This window comes from Parapedobacter composti (genome assembly GCF_900112315.1).
GTDB lineage: Bacteria > Bacteroidota > Bacteroidia > Sphingobacteriales > Sphingobacteriaceae > Parapedobacter > Parapedobacter composti.
Window position 1 is genome coordinate 1 of the sequence record NZ_FOLL01000022.1, and the last position, 22,055, is coordinate 22,055.

8 protein-coding genes and 1 CRISPR repeat array are annotated in these 22,055 nt (G+C 40.9%); all 8 genes read right to left on the reverse strand.

What is annotated here, in order from left to right; genetic code table 11:
- Positions 1–201 precede the first annotated feature (201 nt).
- A CRISPR array of direct repeats spans positions 202–12,321; the repeat unit is 30 nt; unit sequence ATTTCAATTCCTGTATGGTGCGATTAAAGG.
- A gap of 211 nt (positions 12,322–12,532) precedes the next feature.
- The 8 genes from cas2 to BM030_RS17380 are packed head-to-tail and all read right to left on the reverse strand — an operon-like array spanning position 12,533 to position 22,000.
- Positions 12,533–12,796 (reverse strand): CRISPR-associated endonuclease Cas2, encoded by a 264-nt coding sequence (gene cas2, locus BM030_RS17345; RefSeq protein WP_090974880.1) that lies wholly within the window; start codon positions 12,794–12,796, stop codon positions 12,533–12,535.
- Positions 12,796–13,803 carry a type I-B CRISPR-associated endonuclease Cas1b gene (gene cas1b, locus BM030_RS17350; RefSeq protein WP_090974881.1) on the reverse strand — a complete coding sequence of 336 codons (1,008 nt, stop codon included), beginning with the start codon at positions 13,801–13,803 and terminating at the stop codon, positions 12,796–12,798. Before cas1b ends, cas2 begins: the two co-directional genes overlap by 1 nt.
- A gap of 6 nt (positions 13,804–13,809) precedes the next feature.
- Positions 13,810–14,322: a CRISPR-associated protein Cas4 gene (gene cas4, locus BM030_RS17355; RefSeq protein WP_090974882.1), complete on the reverse strand. Its 513-nt coding sequence runs from the start codon at positions 14,320–14,322 to the stop codon at positions 13,810–13,812.
- Positions 14,319–15,473 carry an ATP-binding protein gene (locus BM030_RS17360; protein WP_090974883.1) on the reverse strand — a complete coding sequence of 385 codons (1,155 nt, stop codon included), beginning with the start codon at positions 15,471–15,473 and terminating at the stop codon, positions 14,319–14,321. The genes cas4 and BM030_RS17360 overlap by 4 nt, the downstream gene beginning before the upstream one ends.
- Before the next feature lie 53 nt (positions 15,474–15,526).
- Positions 15,527–18,319, reverse strand: coding sequence for a CRISPR-associated helicase Cas3' (gene cas3, locus BM030_RS17365; RefSeq protein ID WP_170845805.1), 2,793 nt, complete (start codon positions 18,317–18,319; stop codon positions 15,527–15,529).
- A complete protein-coding gene (cas5b, locus tag BM030_RS17370) occupies positions 18,303–19,073 on the reverse strand; it encodes a type I-B CRISPR-associated protein Cas5b (protein WP_090974885.1) in 771 nt (256 codons plus the stop codon). The genes cas3 and cas5b overlap by 17 nt, the downstream gene beginning before the upstream one ends.
- 47 nt (positions 19,074–19,120) lie before the next feature.
- Positions 19,121–20,035: a type I CRISPR-associated protein Cas7 gene (locus tag BM030_RS17375; RefSeq protein ID WP_090974886.1), complete on the reverse strand. Its 915-nt coding sequence runs from the start codon at positions 20,033–20,035 to the stop codon at positions 19,121–19,123.
- A gap of 27 nt (positions 20,036–20,062) precedes the next feature.
- Complete coding sequence (locus BM030_RS17380) at positions 20,063–22,000, reverse strand: hypothetical protein (protein WP_090974887.1); 1,938 nt, start codon at positions 21,998–22,000, stop codon at positions 20,063–20,065.
- Positions 22,001–22,055: the final 55 nt, after the last annotated feature.

The window sequence follows — 22,055 nt, forward strand, 5'->3', positions numbered from 1 at the left end:
TACAATAACGAAAGGCCACATTCATCGCTGGGGCAGTTGACACCGACAGAGTTCCTGTTGAAATATGGAAAACTCTCCGAGTTTCCCACATTCCAACAGGATAGCAATAGCAATTCTGATTGGAATTCTTTAGTTTTGAATGTAGCTAGCTAAGGGAAGATTACAGCGGGACATGCCTGCGCGTATTGGGAAAACATATAAATTTCAATTCCTGTATGGTGCGATTAAAGGGGCTTCTGACCTACAGACGCTAACCAGAATATTCAAATTTCAATTCCTGTATGGTGCGATTAAAGGTGAGACATTGAAGAAGGCTGTCCAGGTCGGATTTTTATTTCAATTCCTGTATGGTGCGATTAAAGGGTGGTATGGATTCGGTGGTACACAAAACCTGCCTATATTTCAATTCCTGTATGGTGCGATTAAAGGTAGGCAATTGTTCGCATTCGTCCCATCGCCTGTTATTTCAATTCCTGTATGGTGCGATTAAAGGCGGTAGGTGCATCCGTCCAGTAGTTCGTACTTGTTGCAATTTCAATTCCTGTATGGTGCGATTAAAGGTTTAGCGCTTTCGTCTCCTGCTTTTGGCATTTTGAATTTCAATTCCTGTATGGTGCGATTAAAGGAGTAATACCGTCCGGTATTTCCGGCAATATCTTCATATTTCAATTCCTGTATGGTGCGATTAAAGGCTATATATCGTTCGGCGCAGTGTGGATGCAATAAGATTTCAATTCCTGTATGGTGCGATTAAAGGTCCGGCAAGATTATGATAATGGAAGCCGGAACCTAATTTCAATTCCTGTATGGTGCGATTAAAGGGAGAAACGACGGTTAGTTACCGGATGCACATGATTGCATTTCAATTCCTGTATGGTGCGATTAAAGGAGAAGGGTTTATCGGTTTGCGTGACTTTTCAGGCAATTTCAATTCCTGTATGGTGCGATTAAAGGCTCGCTGCCTACCGTGCAATCGGGATGGGCTGACATATTTCAATTCCTGTATGGTGCGATTAAAGGATTTGTGCTCCAAAGGTCGGGAGGTAACAGAAAAATTTCAATTCCTGTATGGTGCGATTAAAGGATGGCAATTTTGCAATAGAGACAGAACAAATGTTTAATTTCAATTCCTGTATGGTGCGATTAAAGGAGTATTAGCTGTACCAGTAGGATGCGGTATGTGTATATTTCAATTCCTGTATGGTGCGATTAAAGGACTTCCCCTTGGAGTTGGCGACCCCGGCTTCTATGAATTTCAATTCCTGTATGGTGCGATTAAAGGATAAAATGGTCGCCCGCAATTCGGCACTATACTCCTATTTCAATTCCTGTATGGTGCGATTAAAGGTAGGCAATTGTTCGCATTCGTCCCATCGCCTGTTATTTCAATTCCTGTATGGTGCGATTAAAGGTACCCATTCGCATCGACAACTTAACATCGTGAGACATTTCAATTCCTGTATGGTGCGATTAAAGGGATAGGCTCCGCGAGGAGGGTGATGCCTATTTGAAATTTCAATTCCTGTATGGTGCGATTAAAGGCGTTGCCTTCATGTTCATGGTTCTATGTAATAAAAATTTCAATTCCTGTATGGTGCGATTAAAGGTATGCAGTAGGCTTTTTTGTTCTATCGGGAACTAATATTTCAATTCCTGTATGGTGCGATTAAAGGTTTCCTCGAATGCTTCATTGTCGTCCCTTGCCTCGAATTTCAATTCCTGTATGGTGCGATTAAAGGCTGTATCGAATTTAGCCTCGCCATATGTCCCCACGCATTTCAATTCCTGTATGGTGCGATTAAAGGCCAGCTTACCTCCGGGCACGATCAACCGCCACGCCTATTTCAATTCCTGTATGGTGCGATTAAAGGCGTATCTACAAGCATGAGGATATTGTATCAGTCTATATTTCAATTCCTGTATGGTGCGATTAAAGGGTGGATGCAATAAGTGAAAGAACAAACATTCAATCGCATTTCAATTCCTGTATGGTGCGATTAAAGGCACTTTGGAAAATAAATGGAGATAAGCGATAAAAAAATTTCAATTCCTGTATGGTGCGATTAAAGGAAAGAAATGGCAATATGGTTACGTTTGGGCAGGCTAATTTCAATTCCTGTATGGTGCGATTAAAGGTACACTAAGTCGGACGGCTACCGATACGCTTATCATTTCAATTCCTGTATGGTGCGATTAAAGGATGCAAGACTACTGGCGAAAGCCACTGCAAATGCCTGCAATTTCAATTCCTGTATGGTGCGATTAAAGGTAAACCAACGGACAGTAAGTTATGTAACAAAATACAATTTCAATTCCTGTATGGTGCGATTAAAGGGTTGTGTTGCGTTTTAAAACAAGCCAATAGCTGTTTATTTCAATTCCTGTATGGTGCGATTAAAGGCTTAGGCGTAGCAGGAGTAGGAACACAAGGAAACTTATTTCAATTCCTGTATGGTGCGATTAAAGGCAAACATAAGGGAGGAAAGGCCGTAATAAAAGTAGAATTTCAATTCCTGTATGGTGCGATTAAAGGCGCAGCGCTGCACAACAACCAGCTGGGCATCGGAAATTTCAATTCCTGTATGGTGCGATTAAAGGCATTAGGGTTATGAGAAACACTAAAATAAAAGAGATATTTCAATTCCTGTATGGTGCGATTAAAGGCCGGCGGCGCCTCGCCGGCGAGGCAGGTTAAGGTATTTCAATTCCTGTATGGTGCGATTAAAGGAATCAGCCGGCAAACAGCCTGCATGGATAAACTACAATTTCAATTCCTGTATGGTGCGATTAAAGGCGCAGCGCTGCACAACAACCAGCTGGGCATCGGAAATTTCAATTCCTGTATGGTGCGATTAAAGGCCGGTAGGGCGGGGGATAAAAGCTAATGGTTTGGCAAATTTCAATTCCTGTATGGTGCGATTAAAGGTACGCTAAGTAATATCGAAGCAATAATTGTAGTGCGAATTTCAATTCCTGTATGGTGCGATTAAAGGAACACGGCACATTTCCGAACAATGTCTTCGTGTTCGATTTCAATTCCTGTATGGTGCGATTAAAGGGATAGAAACAAAGTATGCGCGAGAGAGTGCCGAGTAATTTCAATTCCTGTATGGTGCGATTAAAGGAGAACTAAACAACAGGCTGGGTTACGGCAATCCGGAATTTCAATTCCTGTATGGTGCGATTAAAGGAATCAGCCGGAAAACAACCCGCATGGATAAACTACAATTTCAATTCCTGTATGGTGCGATTAAAGGGGGGGGCCGAGTCTATACAAGGTACATCTAAAAGCACATTTCAATTCCTGTATGGTGCGATTAAAGGTGCTCTCCGCGCCAACAAATCAACAGTTCGTAATAGAATTTCAATTCCTGTATGGTGCGATTAAAGGAAAAACGTACCAATCCGACATATTTAACAACTGGAATTTCAATTCCTGTATGGTGCGATTAAAGGTGGCAATTTCGCGCTGGAAAATGAACAAATGTTCAATTTCAATTCCTGTATGGTGCGATTAAAGGCGGTGATATCAACTCCTATTTGAACCCAAAAATTTATTTCAATTCCTGTATGGTGCGATTAAAGGACTTCTATGGTGGTATTTGACAAGCAATTTACAAGATTTCAATTCCTGTATGGTGCGATTAAAGGAATCGGCAGGCAAACAGCCAGCTTGGATAAACTACAATTTCAATTCCTGTATGGTGCGATTAAAGGCAGTACCAGTCGGATGCGGAGTGTGCATAGAATGCAATTTCAATTCCTGTATGGTGCGATTAAAGGTATTGGTTAGAAAATTAAAATTGGTTTGAAAATGGAATTTCAATTCCTGTATGGTGCGATTAAAGGCTCGCAGAAGTCAGCGCACGATCGGTCACGTATGAATTTCAATTCCTGTATGGTGCGATTAAAGGGCAGGAAGTATATAACAAAGAGTTATATGCTGCTAAATTTCAATTCCTGTATGGTGCGATTAAAGGGTAAGCCCTCCCGGAATACGTTTAATCAAAGTCAATTTCAATTCCTGTATGGTGCGATTAAAGGTCGCTGGCCGCCTCCTTAGGGTTCAGCGGGTCGTCAAATTTCAATTCCTGTATGGTGCGATTAAAGGACCTTCTGCGACGGCCTTTGCAAATGCGTCGTGGAAATTTCAATTCCTGTATGGTGCGATTAAAGGATGGGTTGACAGACCATGTATTCTTGCTAAACAGCAATTTCAATTCCTGTATGGTGCGATTAAAGGTCCAGCCGTGGAGGGGATTGAATATACTGTAATTGCATTTCAATTCCTGTATGGTGCGATTAAAGGCACTCTCCTCCGGTGTAGTCAACAACCGGGTTGAAATTTCAATTCCTGTATGGTGCGATTAAAGGCCCTCAATCGGGTGTAGCATTACACATATCGTATAAATTTCAATTCCTGTATGGTGCGATTAAAGGCGAGAAAGGAAAATGGCGTCCGGAACATGAACGCGAATTTCAATTCCTGTATGGTGCGATTAAAGGAAGGCCCGGATATGGAGATTAACGAAGGCGAAAGCAATTTCAATTCCTGTATGGTGCGATTAAAGGCTTTGGAGGTCAATAAAATCTGCAAAAACAAAGCAATTTCAATTCCTGTATGGTGCGATTAAAGGGAGCGTCTGTATGACATGGTCAAGAAAATCCGAGAATTTCAATTCCTGTATGGTGCGATTAAAGGTATGAACATCTTGTTGCCTGACAGCTCTCCATCCCGATTTCAATTCCTGTATGGTGCGATTAAAGGTCTTTTAAGTGTAGCAATAAGGACGGGGGCAAAAATTTCAATTCCTGTATGGTGCGATTAAAGGTAGATTCCGGCTTCGGTATATCAACTCCCTGAGGTAATTTCAATTCCTGTATGGTGCGATTAAAGGGGGCTTTCACCTCCGGCCCAATTCCGGGGAGATAAATTTCAATTCCTGTATGGTGCGATTAAAGGCCCTCAATCGGGTGTAGCATTACACATATCGTATAAATTTCAATTCCTGTATGGTGCGATTAAAGGGCCGATTGTACGCGCACAACGGCACATCTTGGGTATATTTCAATTCCTGTATGGTGCGATTAAAGGTGTCAAACAATACATAGGTTATTCGCTGGGGCTAATTTCAATTCCTGTATGGTGCGATTAAAGGGGGACCCGAGTCTATACAAGGTACATCTAAAAGCACATTTCAATTCCTGTATGGTGCGATTAAAGGTTTATAGCATGTGTCAATGCGCGTAATTTTCGGATATTTCAATTCCTGTATGGTGCGATTAAAGGCTATAACCGAACGTACGGTAACTTTGCGTTGGAAAAATTTCAATTCCTGTATGGTGCGATTAAAGGGTTTGGTATGTCCAATAGCCGAGTATCCCTTTCATCTATTTCAATTCCTGTATGGTGCGATTAAAGGGCGCATGACGGTAGTATACTTTAATATGGTAGCTTTATTTCAATTCCTGTATGGTGCGATTAAAGGCCGTCTGCTGATCTCTGGGATGCTACTGCCCTCGTATTTCAATTCCTGTATGGTGCGATTAAAGGTATCCTTATCAAGGCGATACGTCACGGCAAGTTCAGATTTCAATTCCTGTATGGTGCGATTAAAGGTCGAACGTGTCGCCTGGCAGCGCCACTCGGCTCAATTTCAATTCCTGTATGGTGCGATTAAAGGAGAAGTTCGGCCCGTTCGGCACGTTCGAGGTTTGGTATTTCAATTCCTGTATGGTGCGATTAAAGGGTTCAGTCAGCCGGTTACGGGAGCGGACGCAGTGAAATTTCAATTCCTGTATGGTGCGATTAAAGGTTTAAGTACTACCTCACACACCAACCCGAAACGGCATTTCAATTCCTGTATGGTGCGATTAAAGGGATTTTTCCTGAATTTTTTGTTTCGTGTTTTTTCGATTTCAATTCCTGTATGGTGCGATTAAAGGGCCTCATCGTGTACCTCCGTAAGCGTCCCCCGGAAATTTCAATTCCTGTATGGTGCGATTAAAGGCTATGCCACGGAAAGACGACTGGATACCGCTATTCAATTTCAATTCCTGTATGGTGCGATTAAAGGACCCCTACGACCCCGGTAAGAATCTTGGGGATGCAAATTTCAATTCCTGTATGGTGCGATTAAAGGGTCGCGCCTGTTGTGTGTGGCTATGCCGATTCCAAATTTCAATTCCTGTATGGTGCGATTAAAGGCTCATGTTTGGTGATTTTTATTGGTTGTTTACGTTATTTCAATTCCTGTATGGTGCGATTAAAGGTGGCCGTTGACAACACGGTAGCGCGGAGGAACGCTGATTTCAATTCCTGTATGGTGCGATTAAAGGCGGGGCATCCGGCGGTACTGAATTCGCAAAGCTCGATTTCAATTCCTGTATGGTGCGATTAAAGGCCGTAATTGTCGCCGTATTCGTCTACGAATGGCGTATTTCAATTCCTGTATGGTGCGATTAAAGGACGTACTCCTATCCGACAGGGGGTTCGGGACCCTGATATTTCAATTCCTGTATGGTGCGATTAAAGGTCGTAGAGCAGCTAAACACCGTCACCCCACCCCCGCATTTCAATTCCTGTATGGTGCGATTAAAGGGCAGCATACGCCGAATCCGCTCCCTAATTTTGTGTCATTTCAATTCCTGTATGGTGCGATTAAAGGTGAATACGCCAAAGCAGGGTATCTAACTTCATACGCATTTCAATTCCTGTATGGTGCGATTAAAGGCTATCCTTAGCGCATATGTTTTAAGCCTCCACGCTTATTTCAATTCCTGTATGGTGCGATTAAAGGTATAGCGCAGGAACGAAGATTCCGTTTTGTGACCGGATTTCAATTCCTGTATGGTGCGATTAAAGGTCGAGACGCTAAAGAAGGCTGTCCAGGTCGGATTTTTATTTCAATTCCTGTATGGTGCGATTAAAGGCCGGGGTCAACCACTCTCTGCCAATACCTTTAGACAATTTCAATTCCTGTATGGTGCGATTAAAGGAAAATAGTCGCTCAATGTCGGCACTAATACTCCTATTTCAATTCCTGTATGGTGCGATTAAAGGTTCAGCTCCCCATTACGGATTTCGCAGATGTTCCTGATTTCAATTCCTGTATGGTGCGATTAAAGGAACGAATGGGCGCTGCTTAATGCAGAGTTCAACGAATTTCAATTCCTGTATGGTGCGATTAAAGGTATATTTGTGCTGTTGGGGGCGTTGAGTTTTACCGGATTTCAATTCCTGTATGGTGCGATTAAAGGCGCTTTCGAGCTTCTCAACCCACTGGCGGATGGTTAATTTCAATTCCTGTATGGTGCGATTAAAGGAAGAGCAAGAGATGGATAACAATCAACTACTTTGTATTTCAATTCCTGTATGGTGCGATTAAAGGCAGAAATACAAGTAAGTACATTCCCACTGGCCAATATATTTCAATTCCTGTATGGTGCGATTAAAGGTTTGCCCGCTGGTTACAATCTTATGCCGCCTCGACATTTCAATTCCTGTATGGTGCGATTAAAGGTCGGCCGGCAAACAACCAGCATGGATTAACTACAATTTCAATTCCTGTATGGTGCGATTAAAGGGAATACTCATGTTTTTGTTTATTGATTGTTTACGTTATTTCAATTCCTGTATGGTGCGATTAAAGGTGGAGGGTATATTGGCTGTTGCCACCCCTTACGAATTTCAATTCCTGTATGGTGCGATTAAAGGGCCCCTGGACGGAAAATAGCGGGAAGAAGCCGCAAATATTTCAATTCCTGTATGGTGCGATTAAAGGTTTATTGTGGTACCCACATTTTTGAAAGTTTGGATATTTCAATTCCTGTATGGTGCGATTAAAGGCCGAATGGAACTCTCTCGGTTCTGGTCTGGTGAGCGTATTTCAATTCCTGTATGGTGCGATTAAAGGCCGAGGCCTTCCTGAACCTGATTAAGAAACCGTTGATATTTCAATTCCTGTATGGTGCGATTAAAGGGCGGTTATGTCTACCCCTATTTGTACCCAAAAATTCATTTCAATTCCTGTATGGTGCGATTAAAGGAGAAATACAACTGAGCACATTCCCGCTGGCCAACATATTTCAATTCCTGTATGGTGCGATTAAAGGTGTCGCCTCCAATTGTTTTACGAATACTCATGTTTGGATTTCAATTCCTGTATGGTGCGATTAAAGGTAAACAGGGCATATTCGTAACACTAACGTTTAACAAATTTCAATTCCTGTATGGTGCGATTAAAGGGAAAATGCGAAAACAAGTATTGTCCCGCAAGGGTATTTCAATTCCTGTATGGTGCGATTAAAGGTGCAGTCCCAGGCTGTCGCCGAGTTTGGTGTCCATATTTCAATTCCTGTATGGTGCGATTAAAGGTGTAACTGCCCCGGATGATACTGAATAAGCTCCCGCATTTCAATTCCTGTATGGTGCGATTAAAGGTCGGCTTGTAGTTGCCCGTAGCCGTCTCCTTGATGAATTTCAATTCCTGTATGGTGCGATTAAAGGAAGCCGCCCATTCTAGAAAGGCTGCCGCCAATACCCTATTTCAATTCCTGTATGGTGCGATTAAAGGAGCTCTTGTCTCCAGCTTTCATACTCCTGCCACAGTATTTCAATTCCTGTATGGTGCGATTAAAGGGTGCTTCGGTGAATGCCAGTATGTTCTGCGTGCCCTATTTCAATTCCTGTATGGTGCGATTAAAGGATTCTTGAAAGGTTGAATCGGGGCGAGTCGAGGCGATTTCAATTCCTGTATGGTGCGATTAAAGGTGCCTGGACAGATAACCCCCCAGTTTTATTGCTGGAATTTCAATTCCTGTATGGTGCGATTAAAGGGGTTGCGCGCATTGTGGCGTTAACGTCGCCGCCTGATATTTCAATTCCTGTATGGTGCGATTAAAGGCGGTAACTGTCTGCTCGATTTCGGCAAGGTATTCTGATTTCAATTCCTGTATGGTGCGATTAAAGGTATCCGCATCGCATGGAATAACCTCGTTCTTGATATATTTCAATTCCTGTATGGTGCGATTAAAGGCGACAGATTCACCGCTGACGAACGCAAGCTACTCGAATTTCAATTCCTGTATGGTGCGATTAAAGGCATAGGCTATTCATTAGGACTATAATATTTAACAAAATTTCAATTCCTGTATGGTGCGATTAAAGGACCGCTTGTGGACGATGTGCTTTGTACCGTTAGGCAATTTCAATTCCTGTATGGTGCGATTAAAGGAGGCTGATACTATCCGCTAATCCAAACCAGCAATTCGATTTCAATTCCTGTATGGTGCGATTAAAGGGGTCTTGGAATCCTATTTCGTCTAATGCTGGCTTATATTTCAATTCCTGTATGGTGCGATTAAAGGTACAACCGCACGTACGGCAACTTCGCGCTGGAAAAATTTCAATTCCTGTATGGTGCGATTAAAGGCCTGTCGTTTTCAGCTTTAATGGCGGCGTTTTTAGCATTTCAATTCCTGTATGGTGCGATTAAAGGTGTTGAAGTGCTCGTTTTCCTCAATAATCATAGCGAATTTCAATTCCTGTATGGTGCGATTAAAGGGGGGCTTACCTTAGCCCACGTGCGGGCCGCCGCATATTTCAATTCCTGTATGGTGCGATTAAAGGTACTGGCCGACTATTTTCTTGCTAATATGATTAAGAATTTCAATTCCTGTATGGTGCGATTAAAGGAACCGACGGCAAGGTGTACGATGTAACGGCACTGTTATTTCAATTCCTGTATGGTGCGATTAAAGGTGGTTCGGCAGAGGCTATTAAAACCATCACCGGCCTATTTCAATTCCTGTATGGTGCGATTAAAGGAGCGCGGAGGACAACTAACCTTCGGCAAAGAAGGCTATTTCAATTCCTGTATGGTGCGATTAAAGGGAATACCGGGGAACATATCCGAAGGTACCATTATTTATTTCAATTCCTGTATGGTGCGATTAAAGGAAGTATATTGTATCGCTGCTTGAAGGGTTGCAGTTATTTCAATTCCTGTATGGTGCGATTAAAGGCCAAAGTAGTCTGAAATCCTGCTGCATAGGCTTTAGATTTCAATTCCTGTATGGTGCGATTAAAGGCGCTGCAAATGGGTACTTTGGTACCTGTGCTTTGATTTCAATTCCTGTATGGTGCGATTAAAGGATTCGCATAGTGGGTTAAAAGCCATCGGTAAAGCCATTTCAATTCCTGTATGGTGCGATTAAAGGACGAGGAGGGAAGGGAGCGGCGTAGAAAAGCGCTATTTCAATTCCTGTATGGTGCGATTAAAGGGATTGCCCCCAGGAGGTTATACAGCTCTCGGAAGCAAATTTCAATTCCTGTATGGTGCGATTAAAGGAGGCAAGCGGAAGCTAATATAGCCCGTACGCAAGCTGATTTCAATTCCTGTATGGTGCGATTAAAGGCTTTTCAAATAGGCCGCAGTTGAACGCTTCGTTTATATTTCAATTCCTGTATGGTGCGATTAAAGGCGACCTTCGTGTTGCTTTCCGTACGCAGGAATTCCTATTTCAATTCCTGTATGGTGCGATTAAAGGTAAATAATCCCATAAAGTGCCACTTCCTTGTGTAAAATTTCAATTCCTGTATGGTGCGATTAAAGGTATCACGTTATCATGCTCGCGGACGATAGGATTACATTTCAATTCCTGTATGGTGCGATTAAAGGTCCTTCAAGCAGCGATACAATATACTTTACTGGAATTTCAATTCCTGTATGGTGCGATTAAAGGAGAATGCGACAAATACTGGTAGGATAACCAATCTGAATTTCAATTCCTGTATGGTGCGATTAAAGGGCAGGAAGTATATAATAAGGAGCTATACGCTGCCGGATTTCAATTCCTGTATGGTGCGATTAAAGGATGAGTTGCTCATAAACGAGGATATTTTTAACTGTATTTCAATTCCTGTATGGTGCGATTAAAGGCTATTTGCAGAGCCTGAACCTAACCGATGGTAAGATATTTCAATTCCTGTATGGTGCGATTAAAGGGGATTGGTACGTTTTTAGCGCCAGTCCCTGCTGGCATTTCAATTCCTGTATGGTGCGATTAAAGGCTTCTTTGTTTGCCAGTTTTAGCTGCTCTATCTTCTATTTCAATTCCTGTATGGTGCGATTAAAGGCGCTCTTTTTTGTTAAAAAAGAGTGGTACGCCTACTATTTCAATTCCTGTATGGTGCGATTAAAGGGCTTTCCTGCAGATTTATATACGGGTTGCCCATTGTATTTCAATTCCTGTATGGTGCGATTAAAGGTCTCTTGCTCTTGTCATATTTACTCCTGTGTTTCATATTTCAATTCCTGTATGGTGCGATTAAAGGTACGGAGCTTGCAAAAGTCACAACGCAGCTAAATGATTTCAATTCCTGTATGGTGCGATTAAAGGTGGTAACACCTCTTGTTGCGATATTGGTTATGCCGTATTTCAATTCCTGTATGGTGCGATTAAAGGCGCAAATGTGGCTTCTGCCGTGCTTACTACCTCTATTTCAATTCCTGTATGGTGCGATTAAAGGAATCCGCGGGAAAGCAGCCAGCCTGGATTAACTACAATTTCAATTCCTGTATGGTGCGATTAAAGGATGGTTTTTGGTGTTTATTGGTTGTTTACACTTGTTATTTCAATTCCTGTATGGTGCGATTAAAGGTGCTTTGCCTTTCGCTGCTTACCAGAAGATATACAAATTTCAATTCCTGTATGGTGCGATTAAAGGCGTGCCACTCTTTTTTAACAAAAAAGAGCGAAAAAAATTTCAATTCCTGTATGGTGCGATTAAAGGTCTAACGGGCGTATAATTGGGAGTATTACCGCCTTTATTTCAATTCCTGTATGGTGCGATTAAAGGCCACGCGTAATCGTACATATCCTTCCGGAAGAAGATTTCAATTCCTGTATGGTGCGATTAAAGGTACCACCAACTTGCTGGTGCTGGTGTTAAAGAAAAGATTTCAATTCCTGTATGGTGCGATTAAAGGCGTTCCGGGAACGCCAGGAAACTGCCGCTTCCGGATATTTCAATTCCTGTATGGTGCGATTAAAGGCGTCTTCTCGAATTCGCCAAGGGTCCGGGAAAAGGTATTTCAATTCCTGTATGGTGCGATTAAAGGCTGTAAAAGATTTCGCTATCTCAAAACCGTAAGAATTTCAATTCCTGTATGGTGCGATTAAAGGTATTATCGAGACCAGAATTTGCAGCCAAAAGTCGTATTTCAATTCCTGTATGGTGCGATTAAAGGTGTTGAATCGCTCGGCTCTTTTATTCATGCGGGAGCCATTTCAATTCCTGTATGGTGCGATTAAAGGCCGTTATAAACTGCGAGCAAATATGTCGATTTAAGGCCGAACGCCAAAATTTATATCAATAGAATTGACACAAATAGTAGTCGACCTCCGATAACCTGAAAATCCCCCAACATCGACAACTTTGTTTGCGGCAGTCTACGCAAAGATTACAGCACCAATTTAGGCTCAAGATGTCAAAGAACCTTTTGCTTTCGTCTTCATCGACGACTTGCTAAAGAAAATTCCCCAGCTCATTTCGCTCTTTACCCACCACTTCTTTATCCAACCATTTTTCCTCCCGACTTTTGAATACAATGATGCTATCACATTCCATATCCATGATTTTCTTAGCCGAAGCAAGCAATTCCTTTAATTTCACAGGTGTGATTTCACCTTCGAATACCGAGTTTTGTATCCAGTGCAGGTAACGCCTGCACAATTTCAGCATTTTTCCTACACGTTTCTCGCCTACGTCATATACCAAAATCACATACATTACCAACGTGCCTTAAAAGGTTTATATTCTTCCATCCCCAGAATATGTTTGCTCAACTTGTAGCACTCCAGTTTAACCAAATGCTTATAGCTCACATGCCTCTTTAGTACCGGGTGTTTAAAAGTTTCGTTTATGCGTTCTTCCCATATCTTTACAAATGTCTTCCGTCCTGCATCTTTCAATAAGCAACCGTTAAGTCGATGATCAAAATCTTTCGCTTGGATTTCCTTTTTATTCAATACGCGGAATATTAGCCGGTCAACCAGTACGGGTTTGAATATCTCGGCTAAATCCAGCGCCAAGGAGTAGCGCCTATAACCGGGTTCGTGTAGGAAACTAATTGTCGGATTGAGTTGTGTATGGTATAGCTGGCTTAAGCACAGTGTGTAGCACATCATATTGCCAAAAGAGATCAACGCATTGATTTCGTTCTGCGGGGGACGCTTGCTACGATTACCCATAGTGAAGTCCGCGCCGATAATGCCATCAAAAGCATCATAATATGCCTGTCTGACATTACCTTCTATGCCCATGAGTTCATCCACGGCTGTAGCTCCATCAACCAACATGGCATATTGTTCAATGGAAGCCAGGGCAGCCGTCAGGTCTTTATCCCTGTTGATATAATAACGCAGGTTCTTCATCATGTTAAACGCTGCTCCGGAAACAAATTTCCGCGCCAGCACCAGTCGCTTTCGTTTATCAATATGCTGCTTCGTCTGCTCAATCTGCATCTTGCCAGCTAAGAGGTATTCTTTGGGCGTAAACGAGCCGGTGTAATGCTCATAATAATCGAAAAAGTGGACAGCAATCCCTGCCTTTCCCAAAAAGTTATACAAAGCACTGTTGGCATCGAGGCTGCCGAAACAAAACAAGTCCGAAACACCCTCAACGGGAATATACTTGGGCGCCCCTTCCCTACCTTGTTCATCCACCGGCGTGAATTTCAAGGTATTGTCCTTGCGGCTCATGCGGCCAGGATTGAAGAGGTAATAGGTTTTCTTCATGCGTATTTAGTACGTATCTTCATCTACATAACAAAAATCGTAATAACTGCAGCGGCGACATATCTTGGAATGGATAACGGGCGGACAAATATCCCCGTATATGATGCCTGAAATATCAATTTCCCAATCTTTGATAGCTTCCACATCTTCTTCTCTCAGCTCTACCAATTCTCTCTGCCGCAGTTTGGGGTACTCAACGATGCCCGTAGCCCCATCCACACCATGCTGCCGCAACTTATATAAATAGTATTTCACCTGCGCGATATGCGCATTTTCCACACTGTCTGATTTCTTCACCTCATGCACCACCCTATTGCGGGCATCGTAGAAGTCTATCTTTACGCCGTCAATTTCAATCTCCGTGTACCGTTCTGATCGCTCGGGATAAGACAATTCGCCGATGAGCTTGCCTTCTGCCACCACGTCTGATGTATGCTCCATACGGATGCCGTTGGCATGGAGCCACAATTCGCGGCGACATACATGATAAAGATTGATATGGGTGGCGGTGATGTTCATAGCTTTGGTAATTCTTCCCTAATAAATGCGGTAATACCAACTACAGTTATCCCTGCTTCCGGACTATATGCTTCGTCTACATTAGCGATAATATATCCTTTTAAAGCTTTGGTATCTTCCATAGAAATCCGGAATCCTTTACTGATGCTCGGCACAGCTGCATATTTAATCTCTATAGCAGCTACGATTTTACCATTCTTCTCGAGTAAAAGATCGCATTCCGCACCTTGCTGTGTTCGATAAAACCAAGGATGTGTATTATCATCCAATGAGTTGGTAATCTGCTCTAATACAAATCCTTCCCACGAAGCGCCTACCTGAATATGATTAATCAGCGTTTCGAAGTCATCCAGTCCAAGTAAAGTATGTAGCAGGCCACTATCTCTAATGTAAACTTTAGGCGATTTGACCAAGCGCTTTTTGATATTCCTGAACCATGGCTGTAACACACGTACCATAAAAGCCCCTTCCATAAAATCAAGATATCGGTTTACCGTGGGACGTGTAATCCCCAAGGAACGGGCGAAACCTTCCGCATTCCACAGGTTCCCATGTACAGAGGCCAACATCCGCCAAAAGCGCTCCATCAATTGGGGGTCGGCTTGCAGACCTAGCAACCCCAAATCTCTGCTGATATAAGTCTGAATAAAATTCCTTCGCCACAAAACACTTGTTCGTTGGGATGTTGCTAAGTAGGCGAGCGGAAAACCGCCTCGCAGCCACAACTGTTGCGCATTATTATCCACTTCTGGCAGTGTAAAGGGTGTCAATTGCAAGTATCCAATTCTTCCCGCAAGCGAATCCGAGGCATTTCGGATTAAATCTGGTGAAGCCGACCCCAGCAATAAAAACTTTCCCGGTTTGCGGTCGGCATCGATAATTCCTCTCAATTCCGCAAAAATCTCCGGCATGAACTGCACTTCATCCAGAATGAAGCATTTATTCGGGTACCGCGAAAAATAAAATCCTGGGTCTTTAAGCTTCTCCCGATCAGCCAAGCGCTCTAAATCCAGATAAATAAAATCATCCGCCTTGGTAAGCCCCTTTACAAAGGTCGTTTTGCCCACTTGCCGAGGCCCTAATAAGCCAACAGCGGGGAATATCTGCCTGTATTCCTCGAATGGCTCCTTGATATTTCTCTTTATTTCCATGAAAAACGAAAATCAAATTTACGATTTTCATGGTAAATTACCACACCTCAATATCATAAAAACTGCGTTTCATTACTATTAAAATCAGTATCCTTCATCCCGGTTTCTATATCATAAAATTTATCCCACAGCTGTACATATTTATAGCCAAATTGACTTTTCTCTTCATCTGAAAAATGTACAATTTGGTCTTCAATTTTATTACTTGCAAAAAGAGAGAATATATATTTGGACATTATTCCCTGCAATATCTTCTCGTAAGTTTTCTGCTGGATAAATTCCCTTCTGTTATGGATTAAATCGAGATAAATATCAAAGACCTTTTCCCCACTAATTTCATTATATTTGTTAGGAAACACATGATTTTGACTCAAAAAGTCCAGTTCCATCTTACTGAAAATCTTTTCTTTTTGTCCATCGACTACACCATCTACCTCCACAGGAATATTTACAGGCACAAAACTGGAAATATTATTCTGTTCAATTAACTTAAAATCGTCGTGTACAGATTGAAATTTCAACGCTTTGATTTTGTTTTCATACTCGCTGAATCCAACTGCCATCTTTTTTGTATTCCATTCATTTCTGTCATTGATGACCAAATCATACAGCAAATCAAAATCCTTGGTTTGCAAAATCTCTTGATATTGTCCCTTGCCGATTTTATTTCGTGTTATTTCCAGCCGCTTGTCCTTCCCGTATATAATAGCTTCTTTATTATAATTAAACAGAAAAAGTTTACAGCCTTTCTTATTCACATTCCGGTTGATTCTTCCAGCCAGTTGTTCATCACTGTCTATCAATGACCTGTCTTTAAAACCCAAGTCCATATCAATATCTACCCCTGCTTCTACCACCTGTGTAGTGATGAGCAGGACTTTCTTTTGTCGGTTAGCTTTGTTTTTGAGGAAATTGATAATGTATTTTCTTCTATGCTCCAGAATAGTACCCGATAGCACAAAAATTTCGTCAAAGAAATCTGTATGTTGTATAATTTGGTAAAATTCTGAAGCTGATTTTTTAAATATAAATTCAACAATCGCATAAACACTATTAATGGGTTTTGCGGCCCCAAAATCTTTGAGAGCATACATTTTGGATTCTTGAATAATAGTATTTGCCAACTCGTCAAGGGTCAAGTCTTTCCTTTCAAACAAATCGAAATTGAACGTGACCCGATTGCAGAAATTGGGATTCTGGAAGTAATTTTCCTTTGCTTTGGGAATTAAATACTCAAAACCCTTTGCCTGTTCTTTGAGAATATCTAATTTATCTAATTTGGGAAGTGTCGCCGACATGAGGATGAACTTAATATTGAATTTATCCGCATACTGTTTAATGAAATAGACAACCTTGTCCCAATGCTGTGGGTTGTAGGATTGCAATTCATCAATCACTACGATGGAATTTGCCAAGCGATGCAACAGGTAATTGGTTCCTTTTTCGTTGGTTTTGAGCAGGTCGAAAAAACGGATGTGGGTAAGCAGGCAAAACGGATAATTGACAAACAGGTTGTTGATGTAATTCAGTTTTTTGCCACCATATAGGTCATCTTCATTCACTTTGAAGCCCGCTTTGGAATGTAATTCAATGATTTCATCGTCTTTTATCCCCAATGTTTCCTGAATAGATTTGTAGGTTTGGGTAACCAATGTGGTAAACGGGAAAACGTAAAACACCTTATTAATGCTTCCCGAATGCGACTTCAGCAATTCAACGGCTGCCAACATGGAAAGATTGGTTTTCCCGCCACCCGTCGGTGCTTCGATATAGAAGAGATTTTGATGACTGTTTTTGCGGATGTTCCGGACAACTTCGATAGCCATTTCCTTACGGAGTATATTCAAATTAGCACTGCTTTCTGCTTTTGGGTTTAAGAAAATGTAGTCATCAATGTTTTGAAAAGTTCCCAGATTGTAGTTTTTCTTCCCTTCATGCTCATTAAGCCATTCATTTTGGGTAACGTAATCGTATATTTCGTTAATCCTTTGACTATCCAGTACGCCAAAATCTTTTACCTGCAGCCGATTCATATATTCGTTGGTTGCCAAATAGTCGGAAGCAGTAAGCAGGGAAAAGTTGAGTTTGCAGAGGGCATATAGCGAGAAAGAATTAATCCGTTGTTTGTACGCAGGCGTTTCAAATATCACCGGATTGGCTATCATTTGATACAGTTTTGGATTTACCGAGAACTGATAGCTGTCCACATATCGTTTCAAAAAGTCTCTGAGCTCCTGAGCTTCCCGTCCTGCCAAATCTTCACTGAAACAAATCGTATGTGCATAGTCGTCATCGAATCTCCTGCCGTGATGTTTGAAGATGGTATAAGATAACAAAAAGCAACTGACAATCAATTCAGGCGTTTCTTGCAGCTTAAATTGTGTATAAATATCATTTAAATGCTTCGACAAATAGATAAACGCCCCAAGTGACGAGTGCCTTGTAGAAATTGGACTATCGGTAATTTCCCTTCCTAAAAAAACTGGGTTGTTCATCTTTAACTGATTTGCCTGAAAATTTTCATTGATTTTTCCGAAATCGTGAAATACGATGGTGTTGGCAAAAAGTTGTTTGATAAACTCACCTATTTTGCTGTTCTCAATATTGTTTTCTTGCAGGTAACCAGAAATAAGCTGGTCAATGACTTTATCTAATTGATGAGTGGCAACCAATGTTTTAAAATAGTGATTGACAAGTGCTATGTGTTCCGGTAACGTTTCAGGATTGGTGTAATCTGAATGATGTTTGGGAATATGCGCATAGTATTCCTCTGCCCCTTTTAAATAGGATGGCAGTGGTGGTAATTCCGATACGAGTTCTTCAATCTTACTATAAGAGTTGTACATAATCATCTGAATCTTGCAAATGGTACAAATCTGAAATGTTGAAAGAATTTTTAATCAGATAAGTAGAATATACGTACTCTGACAGGTTGTATTGCATCAGTTTCAAATCAAAATCATTGGGCAATCTTTCAAAATACATAAAAGGATTCTCCATGTTAGCAAAACTTAGCATATCAGGAACGGGAGTTTCCTGATGTTCTTTCAACACATTTTCTTTCTTGAAAACCGTCTTTATTTTTATGCTATCCGCGATTTTTGATTCTACTTTCTGAAAGGAATATTCCCTAAAACTTTCTTTTTCCCACCAAGCCGAAAATTCGTTCTTACCAAAATAGGGGATGTATTCCGCCTTAGCTTCGGACAAATACTTTTCCAATTTTCGTTGCAATTCGTTGCTTTCATCCAACAAAAGATAAATTCTGTATTGCGGACTTATCAAGGTGAGTTCCTCTGTAAGAAAATTGGAACCTTTGTTGGCATAGCCTACCGTATTGGAATATTTGATATTGGTTTTGGCATAACTCCCTTTATCGTGTTCCAAAGGTTCTACACCGATTTTCAATTTATGAAGACGTTCGTAATATTCCGGCAGTTTTCCTTTTTCCCGATAGCCTTCCAATCCCAGTATAGCACCTAAAACACCCAAAACCGCAGGTTTATGAATGATATTGTAAGATAGGTTAATGGTATTGTTGGTGTCGGGTTTCCTAAAAAAGCCAAAATCAGCTTTTAAATCAAAGGAGATTAACTTCATATCTATTTGCGTGTTATTCTCCGAAATATAGAACTTCGGAAAGCGGATTAGATTTCATACAAGACACTGCCGTCTGGCTCATTGATGACTGTTGTGACTGGTTTGCTGTAATACAATTCTATTGTTTCGATTTCCCCGGCAATGTGTGGTTCTGCCAACAGCTGCTTCACCTTTGACAAATCAATTGCCTTGTCTTCATTTACTTCCACTAGGCTTACGAATGAGGGGAGTACTACATTGGAGCCTTCTTTTAGCTGAACCCATAACAATAACTCATTTTCCGTTCCCGATTTTGCTGCGGAATCATAGTACGTTGCACCTTTGCATAGCCCCTCTTTCAGCTTTGCTATGTCGGTATCCATTAAACCTAATCCTCCTACTCTTTCAATGTCATCTTCAATGTTCTTGGGATTTACAGAAAAATGATGTACATAATGTCCTTCCTGCAAACGGGATTGGGTTCCTAGGGTAGTCATGGTACTATCTGTACTTGCATCATTTGAATTACGGAAAGGCGACATGATTTGTTCGGAGTAAATGACATTTTCGGTGAACTTATTTAGCCCGTGCGAGATTTGACAAGTTCCATGGATGGAAATATTGGTCTTCCCAGCATACGTTCCGCCAAAAAACTTAACGTCTAAACAACCTAATAAGTTGCCCAAAACTTCCAGGCGTAGCTTGGATTTATCCTTTTCCTTAAAATCACCGAAATGCAAAAGATAGGTTTCATCGAGCGTCCTTGGCGACATGGTCTCGCTTAGCGATTTGAAGTAAAACACCTTTTCGTCCAGAGCTTCTTTCCAATAATTCCGGATGGAATATTTCAAGGCTTTGTCTGTTGCATACACAATTCCATTGGGAAGTTTTCTCGGCTGTCCCGAAAAATCGGCGTTGTAGTTGGAATTGATGGATTTGATAACGGCACAGCCGTAGACTCGTTTTGTGAATGGATTACTCATATTATTTTGTTTAGCGTTTTGAAAAAATTACTTTATGGTGAAAAACTGATTTTTTGCAAATATCCCGGACAATAATATAGGCAGTAAATCTTTCATGTTTCTTTCTGTTTCCCAAGTCTGTACAAAAGCAGCAACTGATTTAAATCTTGTTTCATTGTCATTAATTGCGTGTTTATACCGTGCTATATCATTCGCTATTGTTTTCTTGAGTTCGGTGCATCTTGCCTGTTGAAGATACGGTTCCAATAGAAGATAACTTCTGTCTTCTGTCTTGCTTTTCTTGATGACATACTCTATGAGTTGTCCTGCTGCAAATGCAAAATGTTCATCGGTAGCCGAATCTATGTCTGCGCTACCTACTGCTAATTGAGCCACAAAGTCCTGATAATTTTTTAAATTACTTGCCATAGTGTTATTCTTCGTATTGGGGTTAAACATATGATGGAAACTGTACCATATATTGAGCTTTTCCTTTACGCCGTATTCGTTGGCCTGTTTTATGTCATCTCTGATGCCGTTAAAGACCATTTCATGAAAAGCATCCAATTGAACGGCTTGGCGTTGTGACTTATATACAAAGTCGTAAACCGTTTTTCGGTATTTCGAATAAGACGTGAATGTAAAGTCTAATTTTGCGTAGTCTTCCTTATTTAGGTCGCCGAAATAATCCAATCGCTTGTATTTATTTTGAATCAATTGCTTAAAAACCAAATTTTCAAGATCGAATATGTTCTTAATGGCCGGATAGTGTTTACTTTCCTTGCCCCCTTTTTCCTTGATTTCAAAATAATTGATAAGGGCAATGCCTGAAATCTTATATTCAAACTTAGATACAAAATCAAAATCCTTGAATACAATACCGTCTTTCGTGTTTTGCCAAAAGAGCAAGTAATAGTTTCTGATATCGTCCGAATAATTCTCAATCAATTTTTCGATTATTTCTTTATATCCAAGTTTATATCCGCTTTCCCTGAAAATCCCAATGACTTCTTTTTGCAGTTCTTCTTTATAAATGAAGATAGGAAGCGGATTGGGTAGCGTTTTGTTGGGTAACAGATTTTTAAAGTCATTCAAAAGCTTTGCTTCGATGTTGGATATCCTTCCTGTGATATCGAAACTTGCCGTTTGGTGCATTAAAAAGGGCATATTGCCATTGAACCCGTTCATGAAATTGCTTGTGCCATAAATCAGGTTTTTTTCATCTGGCGAGGTATTGTACTTATCGGTATTAAACAATTTGTCGTCTAAGTACTTTTTATGTACCTGCTTGTATTTTTCTAAAGGCTGGTCAAGGTAGAACAAGATATAGTCGCTATCGTCCAGTTCTTTTACTTTGATTAATTGCTGCTCTAAATCTGTAACTTTCTCTTTAAAGGATTCTTTTGCTGCCTTATCCGAGGTGTTTTTTTGTGCTTCTTTTAGCTCTTCTATTTTGAGATTGAGCTTTTCCCTGATTTCCGCATTTTTTTGTGCAATAGAACGTAATACGCCGGAAAATAGATTATGGGTGAAGAAATGTCTAAAAATCACATATGGCTCTTTCTCTTCATCAGTTTCAAACAGAACAAAGGCTTTCTCAAAGTAGGTATCAAAGCGATCATAAATCTGGGCTTTCTTCCCCTCGTTTTCCTTGTATTTTGCTCCTCCTATTAAGTGTTCTCTTTTGAAAGCGATACAAAACGGCGAACAAGTATGAATAGCCTTTGTAGGCAAATCAAAACACTTATTGGTGTCGATGCACCATGCATTTTGATGCAATGATTTACATTTCAAAAGAAAATCACTTGGCGATTCCTTGCTTTTCTTTGAGAAAATCTCATATTCAAAGTTTTCGGTATCAATACTCGAAATTTGACTTTCTGTTTTCTCTCTTATCAGTATATGCAAGCCTTCTTTGGGTGAAGAACCTATATTTTTAAATTCTTCATCGAGGTTTTTCGTAAAGTTTACCAGTTCTTTTATCATGTGTTTGATTTAGATACCATATTGTTTTAAAAGCTTTTCGTAGACACCTCTGTCC